A 13717-nucleotide genomic window follows, 5' to 3' on the forward strand; every position below is an offset into this window, starting at 1 on the left:
GTATTGGATATTTGGCGTTCGATATTAAATCGCCTGCAGATACAGGATAGCCTATTGTTTTTAGCAGAAAAACATTAAATTTGAAAAACCGCTAACATCAAACCCTACGCCCCAATGAATATGCAACAAGGCAATTACATGAACTTTCAGGATATGACGCCCGAGGAGATGGCCTTTTTACAACAAGCTACAGCAAACCTCAACGAAAGCCAAACCAATTATTTTTACATGGTTTACAGCAGCAAAAGGAAATCGGCACAGGAAATTATGTTGTTTACGCTGTTGGGATTTGTTGGCTTTGGAGGAATACACCGCTTTGTTTTAGGTCAGGTTGGTATGGGTATTGCTTATTTGCTAACCTTTGGCCTATGTTGGGTTGGCACCATTATGGATTTGATAAACAATAAATCGCTGGTATTGAAGTATAATAAGGATGCCGCTTATGACAGCCACCGGATGGCGTTAATGACGCCGTAAATAATAAATGAGGCATCAATATATTATTTCCATAGATCGTCGGTTTTTATAGCTTTAAATTTACCGGCCTTAAAATTATCCCTGCTACGGTTAATTTTCTCTACAAATTCTGGATCATACGGAGATTCGCCTTCTTCAAAGCGGATCTTTAATGCCTTCATAAAGGCTTTTAGTGCTGCTAATTTCTCTTTGTTTTCCGGATGTGCAATTAAAATTCCCATAACCCAATTTACTATTTTATTTTAAGAATGAATATTTGATATATTAGCATATCAATTTATATGAAACTATCCGCTCTAACCACCTACCTTGAAAGCCTTGCGCCCCTCGTTTACCAGGAGGATTATGATAATGCAGGCCTTATTATAGGCCATCCCGACCAGGAAATATCCCAGGCGCTGCTATCTTTAGATTGTACTGAAGCGGTTGTTGACGAAGCTATTGCTACAGGCTGCCAGCTAATTATATCCCATCACCCCATAGTTTTCAGGGGATTAAAGAAATTTAACAGTAAAACATACGTAGAGCGTGTTGTTGAAAAAGCCATTCGCAAGGGTATAGCCCTGTATGCTATTCATACCAACCTTGATAATGTAATGCACGGGGTTAACAGCCGCATATGCGATACCCTTGGCCTTAAAAACTGCCGTATATTGCTACCCAAGCATAACCTGATTAAAAAGCTGGTTACCTTTGTACCCCACAGCCATGCCGATGCCGTGCGCGAAGCCTTATTTGCAGCCGGGGCCGGTAATATTGGCAATTACAGCGAAGTTAGCTTTAACGCCGAGGGAACAGGCACATTTAAAGGGAATGAATTAACGGTGCCTCATGTAGGCGAGCCGGGCAAACGTCACCGCGAAAGCGAGGTGTGCATTCAAACCGTTTACCCCGCCAACCTGGAAAGTAAAATAATCATGGCGCTGATATTGGCCCACCCCTACGAAGAGGTGGCTTATGACCTGTACAGCTTAACCAACCAAAACCAACAGGTAGGTTCAGGTATGATTGGCGAGCTGGAAGTGCCCACCAACCAGGAATCCTTTTTGTTTCATGTAAAAGATAAGATGCGCACGCACGTAATAAGGCATACCGCTTTTACCCACAAACCCATCAAAAAAGTGGCTGTTTGCGGGGGCTCGGGAGGCTTTTTACTGAAGCATGCCATAGCCGCCGGAGCCGACATTTTCATCACCTCTGACTACAAGTATCACGAGTTTTTTGACGCCGAAGGAAAGATAGTGATTGCCGATATCGGACACTTTGAGAGTGAACAATTTACGGTGCAATTATTGTATGAAATAATTAGAAAAAAATTCCCTATCTTTGCCGTCCGTTTAACAGAAGTAAATACAAACCCCGTCAAATATTTTATTTAATGGAACAAACCGTAGAACAGAAGCTTAAAGCTTTATACGAACTCCAAACCATCCACACCAAAATTGACAGAATACGCCAGGTACGTGGCGAGCTGCCAATGGAAGTTGCCGATCTGGAAGATGATGTTGCAGGCCTTGAAACCCGCATACAGAAAATCAAATATGAGCTGGATGATGTAGAGGATGAGATTGTAACCCGCAAAAACCTGATCAAAGATGCTCAGGCCAACATCAAAAAATACGAAGCGCAGCTTAACGAAGTTAAGAACAACCGTGAGTATGATGCGATATCAAAAGAAATTGAGATACAAGGATTAGATATACAGGTAAGCGAGAAGAAGATAAGGGAGTATGGTTTCGAGATAACTTCAAAAACCCAGGTATACGAAAAAGCCCTTGCCGATCTGGAAGCACGCAAGAACGATCTTGATGCCAAAAAAGATGAGTTAGGTGTTATTACCGCCGAAACTGAGAAAGAAGAGAACGATCTTGTTGCCCAGGCAGAAAAGGCTATCCCGAATATTGAAGAGCGTTTATTTACAGCTTATACCCGCTTGCGCCAAAATGCAAAAAATGGTTTAGCGGTAGTAACCATTCAGCGCGATTCATGCTCTGGTTGTTTTAACCAAATCCCGCCTCAGCGCCAGTCGGATATCCGTCAGCGCAAAAAGATCATCGTTTGCGAACATTGCGGACGTATCCTGGTTGATGAGCAGATGGCCTTAGAAGCCGAAACTGTATAAGCAAACCACTTATAAAATTAATATAAAAGGCATCTTAGGGGTGCCTTTTTTTGTTAACTGAATTTTTATGAGAAGATCAAGGCTGCTTTATTTTATACTCATTATAGCTACAATAATTATTGGCCTGCTTTCCCGGCATTTTAAAAGCATCCCGCTGTTTATTGGCGATATCCTTTGGGCGCTAATGGTTTATTTTATCGTGAGCTTCCTGTTTATCAATAAGCCTATAAAAGTAGTGGTTATTGCCAGCCTGTTGTTTTGCTTCGCTATAGAGTTCAGCCAGCTTTATAAAGCGCCCTGGATAAATGATTTGAGGCATACGCTGTTTGGTAAGCTTGTTTTAGGCGCAGGCTTTTTATGGAGCGATTTGCTGTGTTATGTAGTTGGTGTGGGGATAGGCTGTATTTTTGACTTTTACATACTTGAAAAAACTCCAAAATAGCTTAAAACATACTCGTCTGCTTGCCCTTCCTCGGCACAAATAAGGTATAGTCATACTCCGGCATCTCCCGGCCATCCAAAAAGCGGTTACAGGCCATCCTGAACATCTGGTGGATGGATTCGGCTACCTTTCCCTCGCCGCTCATTCGCCGGCCAAAGTCGCTATCGTTCAGGTTGCCGTCGTGGCAGGAGCGAATCATGTTCAACACCTTTTCGGCACGATTAGGGAAAGCTTTATAGATCCAGTCGCTAAATAAATCGGCAATACTCCCGTTAAGGCGCACTATGGTAAATCCGGCAGCCAAAGCGCCCCTATCGGCTGCAGCCTTGATAATGTTAGGGACTTCGTTACTATTCAGCCCCGGAATAATAGGCGCTGCCATTACCCTTACCGGAATGCCTTTTTCTGAGAGCTTTTGAACAACGGCCAGCCTACCGGTCGCGGTAACCGTTCTTGGCTCCAGTTTTTGGCGAAGCTGTTCGTCAAGGGAAGTAATTGATACGTTAACATGAACCAGGTTCATGGCTGCCAGTTCGGTTAAAATATCCAGATCGCGCAGTACCAGGTTGTTTTTGGTGATGATGGCTACCGGGTTTTTGTATTTCAGGAAAACCTCCAGCAACCTCCGGGTAATTTTCAAATCGCGTTCAATGGGCTGATAACAATCGGTATTGCCCGATAGCAGTATGCATACGGGCTTATAATTCTTTTTATTAAAATATTGCTCAAGCAATTCAGGAGCGTTGCGCTTTACTATAATCTTACGTTCAAAATCAAGACCCGCGCTAAAGCCGTAGTACTCATGCGTGTTACGGGCATAACAGTAAATACAACCATGTTCGCAGCCCTGGTAGGGGTTTATGGAGTACATGTGGCTTAAATCGGGACTATTTGATTCGCTTACAATCTTTTTGGGGGTTTCTTCAAAAAGCTGCGTGGCGCTATTTTCAAGCAATGGCTCGTCAAGCCCTTCCACATGCTCGGCCACATATTTGCTTTTCAAAAATTTGTTGTGGGTATTAACCTGTGCCCCTCTGCCCTTAAAAAAAATGGGGTTATCCTCATGCGCCATAAGGCAAATTTGCTAAATAAATTAGCAATTTACAAATCTATCAGCTTGTTTTTAATGCTGTATAAAACCAGTCCCACCCGGCTTTTTATCTGTAGTTTTTCAAAAAGATGATCGCGGAAACTATCAACCGTACGCACGCTGATATTCATGGTGTCGGCAATCTCCTTATAGGTAAGTTCGGTGCTTGTAAGGCGCAGAAATTCAATTTCGCGGGGGTTTAGCTGTACCTGGGCTTCCTTATCAATATTGAAATTATTTAACAGGTGGCGGGTAACAAAATCCGGGTAAAACAAGTCGCCTTCGCTTACTTTAATCAGCGCCCGTTCAAATTCATCCGGTTCGGCATCTTTTAGTAAATATCCTTTTACGCCGGCCCTTACCATTAACAATACCTTCTCGGCATCTTCAAACATAGATAGGATAATAATGCGGATAGATGGGTGATATTTGCGTAGCCACTGGGCGGTAGATATACCGTCCATCACAGGCATATTAATATCAAGCAAAATAATATCGGGAACCATGCCAGAATCGATACTTCGTATTAATTCCTGCCCGTGCGCGGCTTCAAATAGTATATTATAGCCGCCAAAGCTATCAATGAGCGCTGCAATGCCACTCCTGAAAAGGCGATGATCATCTACCAGGGCTATTTGAATGGGTTTCGTTAGCATAATTTTCTTCAACCAGGGGGTTAAGTGATAACTTAATAGTACAGCCTTGTTTGAGCGAACTGGTTATAACAGCCTCTGCCCCAATCAAACCCGCCCTATTTTTCATGTTACGCAATCCCGATCCGCTTTTGTCGGTCAGCAATTCGGGTTGGAAACCTGCGCCATCATCTTCGATGGTCAAATTAAACATTTGTGCATTATAATACAAACCGATTTTAATGTTTGCTGCATCCGCATGTTTCAACGCATTATTAAGCGCCTCCTGGAATATCCTGAACAATACCAGTTCGCGCTGCTCGCCAAGGGAATACATTTCGCCCTCAACGTTTAAATCCATATTAATAAGGCCGCTTTTGTTCACCCTTATCGCTTCCAGTTCCAGCGTTTTCACCAGGCCTAATGAGTTGATATGTTCAAAGCTTAAACTTTTTGACAGGTTACGCAAATCTGTAATGGTTTGCGCTATAAGTTCGCGGCTATCATTCAACTTTACCTTTTCCTCGCCACCGAGTTTGTTGGCCAGCAGGCCCATATTGAGTTTTACAAATGATAATACCTGTGTAATATTATCATGCATCTCGCGGCTTACGTAGTTCAGGGTTTCTTCCTGTATCTCTATGCGTGTTTTTAGTAATTCCTGTTTAAATGACGATTTCAGCTCGGCCTTTTCCATGGCATTTTTATTTTGTTTTTTTTGAAACATCAATAAAAAACCGACCATAAAAAATCCCAGCAAAAGCAGTAACGCAGTACCTGCTATAATTATAAGGATAACTTCTTCGTCTTTGAAAAGCATAAAAGGCAGATATTAAAAGTGGGTTTAGTAATAGGCTTGAAATTCCCGCGATTGTGATTGCAAGAATAAGAAAATAACAGGGATTTTCATACGCAATATAATTCAAAACCAGTGCTCGTGAAGAAATAAACACTTCTGTTGCAACTAATAGCCACTATCCTTTAATACCTTTATTTTTAACTGAGCAAAGGAAAGCATATATCAAAATAGCGTTTAGCATTAGGTTGGCAATACCCAGTATTGTAGCTGCCAAAATAACAAAGTGATAAGTGTTTTTATATAGCATATAGCTAAAAAAGGAATAGTAAAAAGTAAGCGAAAGAAAATAGAAAAGCAATCCGGTAGCAACTAAAAACGGTGGATGCCTTAACAAAAAAAGATGCTCCGACGCCTCCTCAAGCAGATTGTAATAATAAATACAAACCAATGTTAAAATAAATAATCCCTGCAACACAATTGCTATAGTTGCCCGATGCCAAAAACCTTGAATAAAAAAAATATCGACAAAAGATAGTAATATTACAACGCCCCCCAATATATATGCTTTTCTCTTATAGAATAACCTCTTATCCTGCGATATGATAAAATACGCGAACATCGTAAAATCCAGTATGTTCTCGAAATTATTAGACCAAGCATTGCTGTGATTAATTATTAGCAGGTTAAAAAAGTCTGCAGTTACATATACGATTACAAAAGTAAAATATGGCAAAAAGGGTTTAAAACTATTGTCAAGCGATTTATAAGCATAAAGGCAGGCAGCAAATGTAAAAGGAAGAGAAAGAATGTAAAGTTTAAATAATAGCATTTAATACCGCTTTTAATTAGATGCTAAGATAGTGGCATATCTATATATTTTGTTTGCACCCCGGACTTTTTACTAAAGAAGTTCAAAAGCTGTTACTATGTACGAGCATTAACAATTTTCAAGTAGATCACAGCAGCAACGAGCATTAACGATTAACTGACTTCGCTCAGTGTCAAGCGCAGGTTTTCTTCACAGCATCAATACGAAAGAAAAAAATCAAGCTTCTTACCTGCTTCGATAATATATAATGAGAGTCAAACTTGCTTAAACAAAACTGTTTAACATCCAATAATTTTAGATGGATCAAAGTTAAGCTATATATTTTACCTGTACTTCTTTGATTTGCTTTATTATTGGATGTTAAATTAACGACTGCGTTGAAATTAGACACAGTACGGAGGGCAATCCTTGCCACTGTTCACCGGATCTAACCCATCCGCCAGCAAACTAGTATCCGATAACGCGTCAGCATGGCCGCTGTCCTTATTAACGGTGCCAGCAAGCATCACCGTCGTTTGTCCCGGTGTGGTTGGATGCTTTTCATCATGAGCAGCCAAATGCACCCGCACGCCTGTAGCATGTGCCGGTAGCTTGTTTACAAAATCTTTAAATGCGTCGATATCAAACCAAACAGATTTGGTATCATTAATACCATGTGTTTTGTCGATAACGTTTTTACGGGTGGCATGGTAGTGGTCTACCATTTTTTTTGCTTCGGTTAAATCAATTTTCTTCATGTTAATAAGGGGTTTTTAGTTAGGGTTATACGTGTTTAAACTGCATTGAGTTAATAGAAACAAGTATAATTTATTTTAATTATAATTCGGCAGTCAGCGATATTTTAATAATATTTTTTTAACCTTTTACGGTAATTCGCAGCCAAAATGTGTGGGAGGCGTTAGCTAACACCCAACAATAAATGCAGGCGGCGCTGCAGGGTGTGGCTGGAATATGAATTCAAAAATATCTGAGATATTAGGCCTCGTGCGAGTCGTCTAATAAAAAAACGAAAAGCTCTTTGGGGCCGTGGGCGCCAAGCACCAGGGTTTTCTCAATATCGGCGGTGCGGCTGGGGCCCGTTACATTGGTGATCATGGATGGCAGGCGGTTGCCGTATTTGTTTTTCAACAGTTTAAAACCATCTTTAATATCCATCACCATTTGCGATGTATAAGCCAACACAATGTGTACCGGCGGATAGATGCTTAAGCGCCGGCCGGCCATATTACCGTTGGATAACAAAATACTGCCATTGCGGGCTATTAAAGCCTCACACAGGGTAAAGCCAACCTCGGCCAGGTCAAAGTCTTTATCGGTTTCGTAAAAGGGGTATTCAAAGCGGGCAAGTACTTCCTGCAGACCAGGCTCCCAGCAGTATATTTTGTGCCAGTTGCGTTCTTCGGCCAGGGTAAGCAGGGTTTCTATAAATTGCACCTCGTCTTCGCAAAAAATAAACTGGCCGTTAACGGCAGTAAATTGCTCGGCAAAAACAACTTCAGGTATTTCATCATCAGTTGCGTAAAGCGGCAGGTCTTCCAGTTGGGGATATGGATTGTCCCTTTTCTCCAATAGTGCCTTGCGGATCTTCTTTAGCAGTTTTTCTTTTGATGTAGTAATATCCCTCATAGTATAAAAAGGAAAGCCACCAGCTAAGCTGATGGCTTTTTTAATAATGTATTTAATTAAAACTTTGGATCGGGCTCATCCATCCTTGATAACTCAGGATTGATCACATTCTCGGGTATCGCATTGTTATCTGGAACTAAAGTTGGTTCGCCGTTTACAAACTTATCATAAGCTGTACGGTGCTCAAAAGGGCGTTTGCCCAAAAGCTCTTCCAGGTCGGCCTGAAACAATACTTCTTTCTCCAATAGTTTTTTCGCAACTTTTTCTAATCCGTCGCGATGTTTAATCAGTAACTCTTTTGTTTTGGCATACACGTCTTCAACCAGGCTTCTAACTTCCGAGTCGATGAGGTTTGCGGTAACGTCAGAGTATGGTTTGCTAAACTGGTTTTCGCCCTGCGGATCGTAAAACGATACGTTACCAACTTTACCATTCATACCATATATTTTCACCATGCCATAGGCCAGGCGGGTAATGCGTTCCAAATCACTCAAGGCACCTGTGGTGATTTTACCGAAAGTAATATCTTCGGCAACACGGCCGCCCATTGATAATATCATATCATCAATCAATTCTTCTTTGGCAACCAGGAACCTTTCGTTTGGCAGGTACTGGGCGTATCCTAAAGCGGCAACGCCGCGTGGTACGATAGAAACTTTAACCAGCGGATCGGTATGCTCTAAAAACCATCCGGCTATTGCATGGCCGGCTTCGTGGTAAGCTACCACACGTTTTTCTTCGGGCGAGATCAGCGTGTTCTTTTTCTCTAAACCACCAATCACACGGTCAACGGCATCCTGAAAATCCGACATGTCAACCGCCTCTTTGTTTTTACGGGCAGCTATAAGGGCCGCTTCGTTACAAACGTTGGCAATTTCGGCGCCTGCAAAACCTGGTGTTTGTGCCGATAATTTTTTGGCATCAACATCATCAGATAATTTAAGCGGTTTTAAGTGAACTTTGAAAATCTGCTCGCGGCCATTCAAATCGGGTTTATCAATAGATACCTGCCTGTCAAAACGTCCGGGACGTAATAAAGCCGAATCCAATACATCGGGGCGGTTAGTTGCAGCAAGAATGATGATACCCGAATCGGTACCAAAACCATCCATCTCTACCAACAGCTGGTTCAATGTATTTTCGCGCTCATCATTACCGCCAACAATATTGTTTTTACCACGGGCACGTCCAATGGCGTCAATCTCGTCAATGAATATAATACATGGCGCTTTATCTTTTGCCTGGCGGAACAAGTCGCGCACACGTGATGCACCTACGCCCACAAACATTTCCACAAAATCAGATCCTGAAAGGGAGAAGAACGGAACGTGGGCTTCGCCGGCAACGGCTTTTGCCAATAAGGTTTTACCTGTACCCGGCGAGCCTACAAGCAATGCGCCTTTAGGGATTTTACCACCCAGGTTGGTGTATTTTTTAGGATTTTTAAGGAAATCTACAATTTCCATCACCTCTTGCTTGGCTTCCTCTAAACCGGCTACATCATTAAATGTAACGGTTACCTGGGCCTCTTTATCAAACAAGGTTGCTTTTGATTTGCCGATATTGAATATCTGGCCGCCCGGGCCACCGCCCGAACCTCCACTCATACGGCGCATGATAAATATCCACACTGCGGCAAACAATATCACCATAATTACACCCTGTACAAGCCAGTTTGATAAAAAGCTTTCGCGGCCCTGCTGCAATTCAAGCGAAACATCACTTAAAGAGGGGTCGGCAGCTTGTGCAGCGGCAATTGATTTTTTCAGGCTTTCGAACGAGTCATCGGTAAAAGTATACTGGGGGCCGCTGCTTCCTGCAAACATGTGTTGCTCTTTACCAAGGGCACTGTATTCGGGTTTGGTATCAAGGCTTTGTTTTTTAATATATACTTCGCCAATGATCAAATCGCCGCTTTTATAGGCTATAATTTTTTCAACATCATGCTGCTTAAGCATTTTGGTTTCAAATTCCTGGTAGGTTATACGTTTACCAGTATCATTGCTTAATAAGGTTGTTGCAAGCAGGAATGCTAAAACAATGATGCCATAAATCCACATAATATTAAACTTAGGCGGCTTAGGCGGTGTTTTTTTATTCAGGATCTTCCTGATCGGTTTCGGACTTTCTGATTTATTATCTTTATCTTTCATCTCTTTGTTACGAGCTCAAACTTACAATCTATAATTTAAAAAACAAGGTTATTACCATGACGCCATTGCAAGCCTTTATGTGACTATGGCTTAAGCGCTTTTGTAATATTTTATTTCGGCATCACCCCATAATTCTTCTACACCATAAAATTCACGCTTGTCTGTACGGAAAACGTGGACCACAACATCCACATAATCAAGTAGTATCCACTCGCCATATTCCAAACCTTCTTTGCGCCAGGGCTCGGTTTGGGTTGCTTTAAAAATTTCATCTTCAATGCTGTTGGCTATCGCTTTTACCTGCGTGCTTGAATCGGCATGGCAAACTACAAAGTAATCTGTTACCGAACTATTTAGGTTACGAAGGTCTAACCTTACAATTTCATTACCTTTTTTTTCCTGGATACCATGTATCGCAAGTTCAGAAATATAGGTTGACTGCCCTACCTTTTTATTTTTTACCATCAAAAAGAATTAGTTTTGAACGTTTTTTGGTTAAAAATTATTACACTTTGCAAAATAACATATTTTCGGCATTATTTGTTGGTCAAAATTTAGTAACAATTAAAGAAGTTGATTCAACCAACACTTACCTTAAAACATTACTGTCAAATTCCAAGCCAGTGCCCGAAGGTACAGCCATTATGGCAGAAAGCCAATTTGCCGGCCGGGGGCAGCAACAAAACAAATGGCATAGCGAACCTGGCAAAAACTTAACTTTCAGCATTTTGCTAACGCCCTCATTTTTACCCGTTTTGCAACAGTTTGATCTGACACGGGCGATAAGCCTGGGTGTAATTGAGGCCCTTGATCCGCTGCTGGGCGACCGCTTAAAAATAAAATGGCCAAACGACATTTATTATGACGACCACAAACTTGGCGGTATTTTGATTGAAACACACCTGCAGGGCGACAGGATAAAAGATGCCATTATTGGTATAGGCCTTAATATAAACCAGGAGCACTTTGAGGCGGGCGCCGGCAATGCCATTTCTGTAAAGCAGATATTACAAAAGGATTATGATTTACGAGCTTTATTATTAGAAATTTGCGGGCATATTGAAGGATACTATCTTAAGCTTAAGGCCGGTAAATTTTTGTTTGTAAGGAACGCTTATTTAAACCGACTATACTGGTTAAACGAAGTAAGGGATTTCCGGTCAGATGGTGAAACGTTTAGGGGGACCATTGTTGGGGTGAAAGATGAAGGGTTACTTTTGGTTGAACATAATAATTTTGGCACCCGCGAGTTTAGCTTAAAACAAATTGAATTTTTAAATAAATAATACATGAAAAAGTTATTGTTATTGATGGTGGCGCTGGTTATTTGCGCCGGGGCCTATGCACAAATTGAAACACCGGTACGCTGGGCATACGCGGCAAAAAAATTGAACAGTAAAGAGGCTGTTGTATATTTAAAAGCAACCATACAACCCGGCTGGCATATTTACTCGCTGAATGTTGGCGATAGCGGCCCGATAGCTACTTCGTTTGTATTTTCAAAATCGAAAGATTATGCACCGGTTGGCAAAACCACCGAACCAAAACCTTTATCTAAATACGAGGAATCATTCAAAATGAATGTTACTTATTTTGAGAAAGAGGTTGTTTTTTCGCAAAAAATAAGCTTAAAGTCGGCAACGGCCGGTAGTGTAACAGGTAAACTTACTTACATGACCTGTAACGATAAAAAATGTCTTCCACCAGATGATGTAGATTTCACCATTCCTTTAGGCAAATAATTACCAGGGAATAATAAGATGAACCTATTTAAAAAGATCAACTGGTTACCAACGTCAATAGCTGTAGTAACCCTGCTTATTATATTTGGCTTAAACGCGCCAAAACCGGTTTACGCGGCTCAAAAAGGCGGCAAAGATACAACAGCTGCTCCTGCCGATATACAGTTTACCAGTATCCCTACGGCGGCCGATAGTATTGCCATTCGTAAAAAGGCTGCAATGGAAGCCGCGGCACAACAGGCCAACCAATCAACACCGCAGGCAGATTCAGTAACAAAACAAACTGCCGGGTCATCCGTCAAAGCTTCTAAATCCACCGCGGCAAACGCCATGCCCGAATCACTTTGGGCCATATTCATAGCAGGGTTTGTTGGCGGCTTATTGGCTGTAACAATGCCTTGTATTTATCCTCTGTTGCCGTTAACGGTAAGTTTTTTTACAAAAAAATCCGGGTCGAGAGCAAAGGGCATTGGCCATTCATTGCTGTACGGACTATCTATTATCATTATTTATGTAACACTGGGTGTTGTTATCACCCTCATTTTTGGTCCCGATGCATTAAATGCTTTGGCTACAAATGGTATATTTAATATTTTCTTCTTCTTGTTGCTGGTTGTTTTCGGCGTGTCGTTTTTAGGGGCATTTGAAATAAACCTACCAAGTTCTCTGGCTAATAAACTCGATCAAAACTCTGATAAGGGTGGCATGATTGGGATCTTCTTTATGGCGGCAACTCTTGTTGTCGTTTCGTTTTCTTGTACAGGCCCGTTGGTTGGTGGATTGTTAGCAGCAGCAGCTACAAAAGGAGATCGCCTTGGCCCCGCCGTTGGCATGTTTGGCTTTTCGCTGGCACTTGCCTTACCATTTACCTTATTTGCACTTTTCCCGTCAGCATTAAAAAGCTTGCCAAAATCTGGCGGCTGGCTAAATAGCGTCAAAGTGGTTTTAGGTTTTATTGAACTGGCATTTTCTTTAAAGTTCCTATCCAATGTTGACCTTGCCTATCACTGGAACTTCTTTGACCGCGAGGTGTTTTTATCTATATGGATAGCCATCGGATTATTGATCACACTGTATCTAATTGGTAAGATAAAATTCTCTCACGACAGTGATTTGCCTTATCTTTCGGTTACCCGTACTTTTATTGCAGTAGGCTTTTTGGCGTTTACTATTTACCTGATACCTGGCTTGTGGGGCGCCCCGCTAAAAGTAGTAAGTGGCTTTTTGCCACCACCGGCTACACAGGATTTCGACCTTACCCGCCTGAGTAGTGGGGGGAGCGCGACACCTGAGCAAAAGGTATCTATCAAAGAAAAAAAATACGAAAGCATTTTTGCCCGGGGGAAACACCAGGGTTTGAATGAGTGGTATGATTACAACCAGGCAATACAGGTATCTAAAGAATTAAAAAAACCGATTCTAATTGATTTTACTGGCTGGAATTGCGCGAATTGCCGCAAAATGGAGAACGAGGTTTGGCCAGATCCGGAAGTACGCAAGCGCATGCAAAACGATTTTGTTTTACTAGAACTTTATGTAGATGAGAAAACAGACCTTCCAGCCTCGGAGGTGTACACATCATCTTTTAGCTTTAAAAAGATAACAGGCATCGGTGCTAAAAATTCTGATTACGAAACTACCAAGTTCAACACTAATTCGCAGCCTTACTACGTTATTTTGGACAGTGATGGCAACGTACTTGTACCACCTAAAGGAGCCGATTTTAGCATTAGCAATTACATCAAATTTTTAGATAGTGGTATAGCCGCTTATAAAAAGTGATACAGCGTTAACAAATTAAGTGT

Annotated in this window: 15 protein-coding genes; 7 read left to right on the forward strand and 8 right to left on the reverse strand. The window is 41.6% G+C overall.

What is annotated here, in order from left to right:
• Positions 1-114: 114 nt before the first annotated feature.
• Positions 115-477, forward strand: a complete 363-nt coding sequence (locus BMX56_RS23770) for a TM2 domain-containing protein (protein ID WP_090652190.1) — start codon at positions 115-117, stop codon at positions 475-477.
• A 23-nt stretch (positions 478-500) separates the two neighbouring features.
• Here the strand turns inward: BMX56_RS23770 and BMX56_RS23775 are convergent, their stop codons facing one another.
• Complete coding sequence (locus BMX56_RS23775; RefSeq protein ID WP_090652191.1) at positions 501-698, reverse strand: DUF2683 family protein; 198 nt, start codon at positions 696-698, stop codon at positions 501-503.
• A 60-nt stretch (positions 699-758) separates the two neighbouring features.
• Here BMX56_RS23775 and BMX56_RS23780 point away from each other — a divergent pair, with 60 nt between their 5' ends.
• The 3 genes from BMX56_RS23780 to BMX56_RS23790 all read left to right on the forward strand — a co-directional run bounded on the left by BMX56_RS23780 (position 759) and on the right by BMX56_RS23790 (position 3041).
• The gene (locus tag BMX56_RS23780) at positions 759-1856 is read left to right on the forward strand and encodes a Nif3-like dinuclear metal center hexameric protein (protein WP_090652192.1); all 1098 of its coding nucleotides are present in this window, start codon (positions 759-761) and stop codon (positions 1854-1856) included.
• Positions 1856-2599 (forward strand): zinc ribbon domain-containing protein, encoded by a 744-nt coding sequence (locus BMX56_RS23785; RefSeq protein WP_090652193.1) that lies wholly within the window; start codon positions 1856-1858, stop codon positions 2597-2599. The genes BMX56_RS23780 and BMX56_RS23785 overlap by 1 nt, the downstream gene beginning before the upstream one ends.
• Before the next feature lie 67 nt (positions 2600-2666).
• Positions 2667-3041, forward strand: a complete 375-nt coding sequence (locus tag BMX56_RS23790; RefSeq protein WP_090652194.1) for a ribosomal maturation YjgA family protein — start codon at positions 2667-2669, stop codon at positions 3039-3041.
• A 1-nt stretch (position 3042) separates the two neighbouring features.
• Here BMX56_RS23790 and BMX56_RS23795 read toward each other — a convergent pair whose 3' ends face one another.
• From BMX56_RS23795 to rsfS, 7 genes are all read right to left on the reverse strand, one after another.
• Positions 3043-4113 (reverse strand): PA0069 family radical SAM protein, encoded by a 1071-nt coding sequence (locus BMX56_RS23795; RefSeq protein WP_090652195.1) that lies wholly within the window; start codon positions 4111-4113, stop codon positions 3043-3045.
• Positions 4114-4142: 29 nt separating this feature from the next.
• On the reverse strand, positions 4143-4787 hold the full coding sequence (locus tag BMX56_RS23800) for a response regulator (RefSeq protein ID WP_090652196.1): 645 nt from the start codon (positions 4785-4787) through the stop codon (positions 4143-4145).
• Complete coding sequence (locus tag BMX56_RS23805; RefSeq protein WP_090652197.1) at positions 4750-5583, reverse strand: sensor histidine kinase; 834 nt, start codon at positions 5581-5583, stop codon at positions 4750-4752. Before BMX56_RS23805 ends, BMX56_RS23800 begins: the two co-directional genes overlap by 38 nt.
• Positions 5584-6774: 1191 nt before the next feature.
• Positions 6775-7128, reverse strand: coding sequence for a hypothetical protein (locus BMX56_RS23815; protein WP_090652199.1), 354 nt, complete (start codon positions 7126-7128; stop codon positions 6775-6777).
• Between the two features lie 238 nt (positions 7129-7366).
• Entirely contained in the window at positions 7367-8017 is a 651-nt protein-coding gene (locus BMX56_RS23820; RefSeq protein ID WP_090652200.1) for a LutC/YkgG family protein, read from the reverse strand.
• Between the two features lie 56 nt (positions 8018-8073).
• Positions 8074-10170, reverse strand: coding sequence for an ATP-dependent zinc metalloprotease FtsH (ftsH, locus tag BMX56_RS23825; protein WP_090652201.1), 2097 nt, complete (start codon positions 10168-10170; stop codon positions 8074-8076).
• 90 nt (positions 10171-10260) lie between these two features.
• Positions 10261-10635 (reverse strand): ribosome silencing factor, encoded by a 375-nt coding sequence (gene rsfS / locus BMX56_RS23830; RefSeq protein ID WP_090652202.1) that lies wholly within the window; start codon positions 10633-10635, stop codon positions 10261-10263.
• A gap of 47 nt (positions 10636-10682) precedes the next feature.
• Here rsfS and BMX56_RS23835 point away from each other — a divergent pair, with 47 nt between their 5' ends.
• From BMX56_RS23835 to BMX56_RS23845, 3 genes are read left to right on the forward strand one after another with little or no spacing between them, the layout of a single operon-like run.
• Positions 10683-11456 carry a biotin--[acetyl-CoA-carboxylase] ligase gene (locus BMX56_RS23835; protein WP_090652254.1) on the forward strand — a complete coding sequence of 258 codons (774 nt, stop codon included), beginning with the start codon at positions 10683-10685 and terminating at the stop codon, positions 11454-11456.
• Positions 11457-11459: 3 nt separating this feature from the next.
• A complete protein-coding gene (locus BMX56_RS23840; protein ID WP_090652203.1) occupies positions 11460-11912 on the forward strand; it encodes a protein-disulfide reductase DsbD domain-containing protein in 453 nt (150 codons plus the stop codon).
• An 18-nt stretch (positions 11913-11930) separates the two neighbouring features.
• Complete coding sequence (locus BMX56_RS23845; protein WP_090652204.1) at positions 11931-13694, forward strand: protein-disulfide reductase DsbD family protein; 1764 nt, start codon at positions 11931-11933, stop codon at positions 13692-13694.
• The last annotated feature ends 23 nt before the right edge of the window (positions 13695-13717 follow it).

Source organism: Mucilaginibacter sp. OK283 (assembly GCF_900110415.1).
Taxonomy (GTDB): domain Bacteria; phylum Bacteroidota; class Bacteroidia; order Sphingobacteriales; family Sphingobacteriaceae; genus Mucilaginibacter.

Bases quoted from the DNA above. Each gene is read 5' to 3' on its own strand.
- BMX56_RS23770 (WP_090652190.1), top strand. From the start codon at position 115: ATGAATATGCAACAAGGCAATTACATGAACTTTCAGGATATGACGCCC.
- BMX56_RS23775 (WP_090652191.1), bottom strand. From the start codon at position 698: ATGGGAATTTTAATTGCACATCCGGAAAACAAAGAGAAATTAGCAGCA.
- BMX56_RS23780 (WP_090652192.1), top strand. From the start codon at position 759: ATGAAACTATCCGCTCTAACCACCTACCTTGAAAGCCTTGCGCCCCTC.
- BMX56_RS23785 (WP_090652193.1), top strand. From the start codon at position 1,856: ATGGAACAAACCGTAGAACAGAAGCTTAAAGCTTTATACGAACTCCAA.
- BMX56_RS23790 (WP_090652194.1), top strand. From the start codon at position 2,667: ATGAGAAGATCAAGGCTGCTTTATTTTATACTCATTATAGCTACAATA.
- BMX56_RS23795 (WP_090652195.1), bottom strand. From the start codon at position 4,113: ATGGCGCATGAGGATAACCCCATTTTTTTTAAGGGCAGAGGGGCACAG.
- BMX56_RS23800 (WP_090652196.1), bottom strand. From the start codon at position 4,787: ATGCTAACGAAACCCATTCAAATAGCCCTGGTAGATGATCATCGCCTT.
- BMX56_RS23805 (WP_090652197.1), bottom strand. From the start codon at position 5,583: ATGCTTTTCAAAGACGAAGAAGTTATCCTTATAATTATAGCAGGTACT.
- BMX56_RS23815 (WP_090652199.1), bottom strand. From the start codon at position 7,128: ATGAAGAAAATTGATTTAACCGAAGCAAAAAAAATGGTAGACCACTAC.
- BMX56_RS23820 (WP_090652200.1), bottom strand. From the start codon at position 8,017: ATGAGGGATATTACTACATCAAAAGAAAAACTGCTAAAGAAGATCCGC.
- ftsH (WP_090652201.1), bottom strand. From the start codon at position 10,170: ATGAAAGATAAAGATAATAAATCAGAAAGTCCGAAACCGATCAGGAAG.
- rsfS (WP_090652202.1), bottom strand. From the start codon at position 10,635: ATGGTAAAAAATAAAAAGGTAGGGCAGTCAACCTATATTTCTGAACTT.
- BMX56_RS23840 (WP_090652203.1), top strand. From the start codon at position 11,460: ATGAAAAAGTTATTGTTATTGATGGTGGCGCTGGTTATTTGCGCCGGG.
- BMX56_RS23845 (WP_090652204.1), top strand. From the start codon at position 11,931: ATGAACCTATTTAAAAAGATCAACTGGTTACCAACGTCAATAGCTGTA.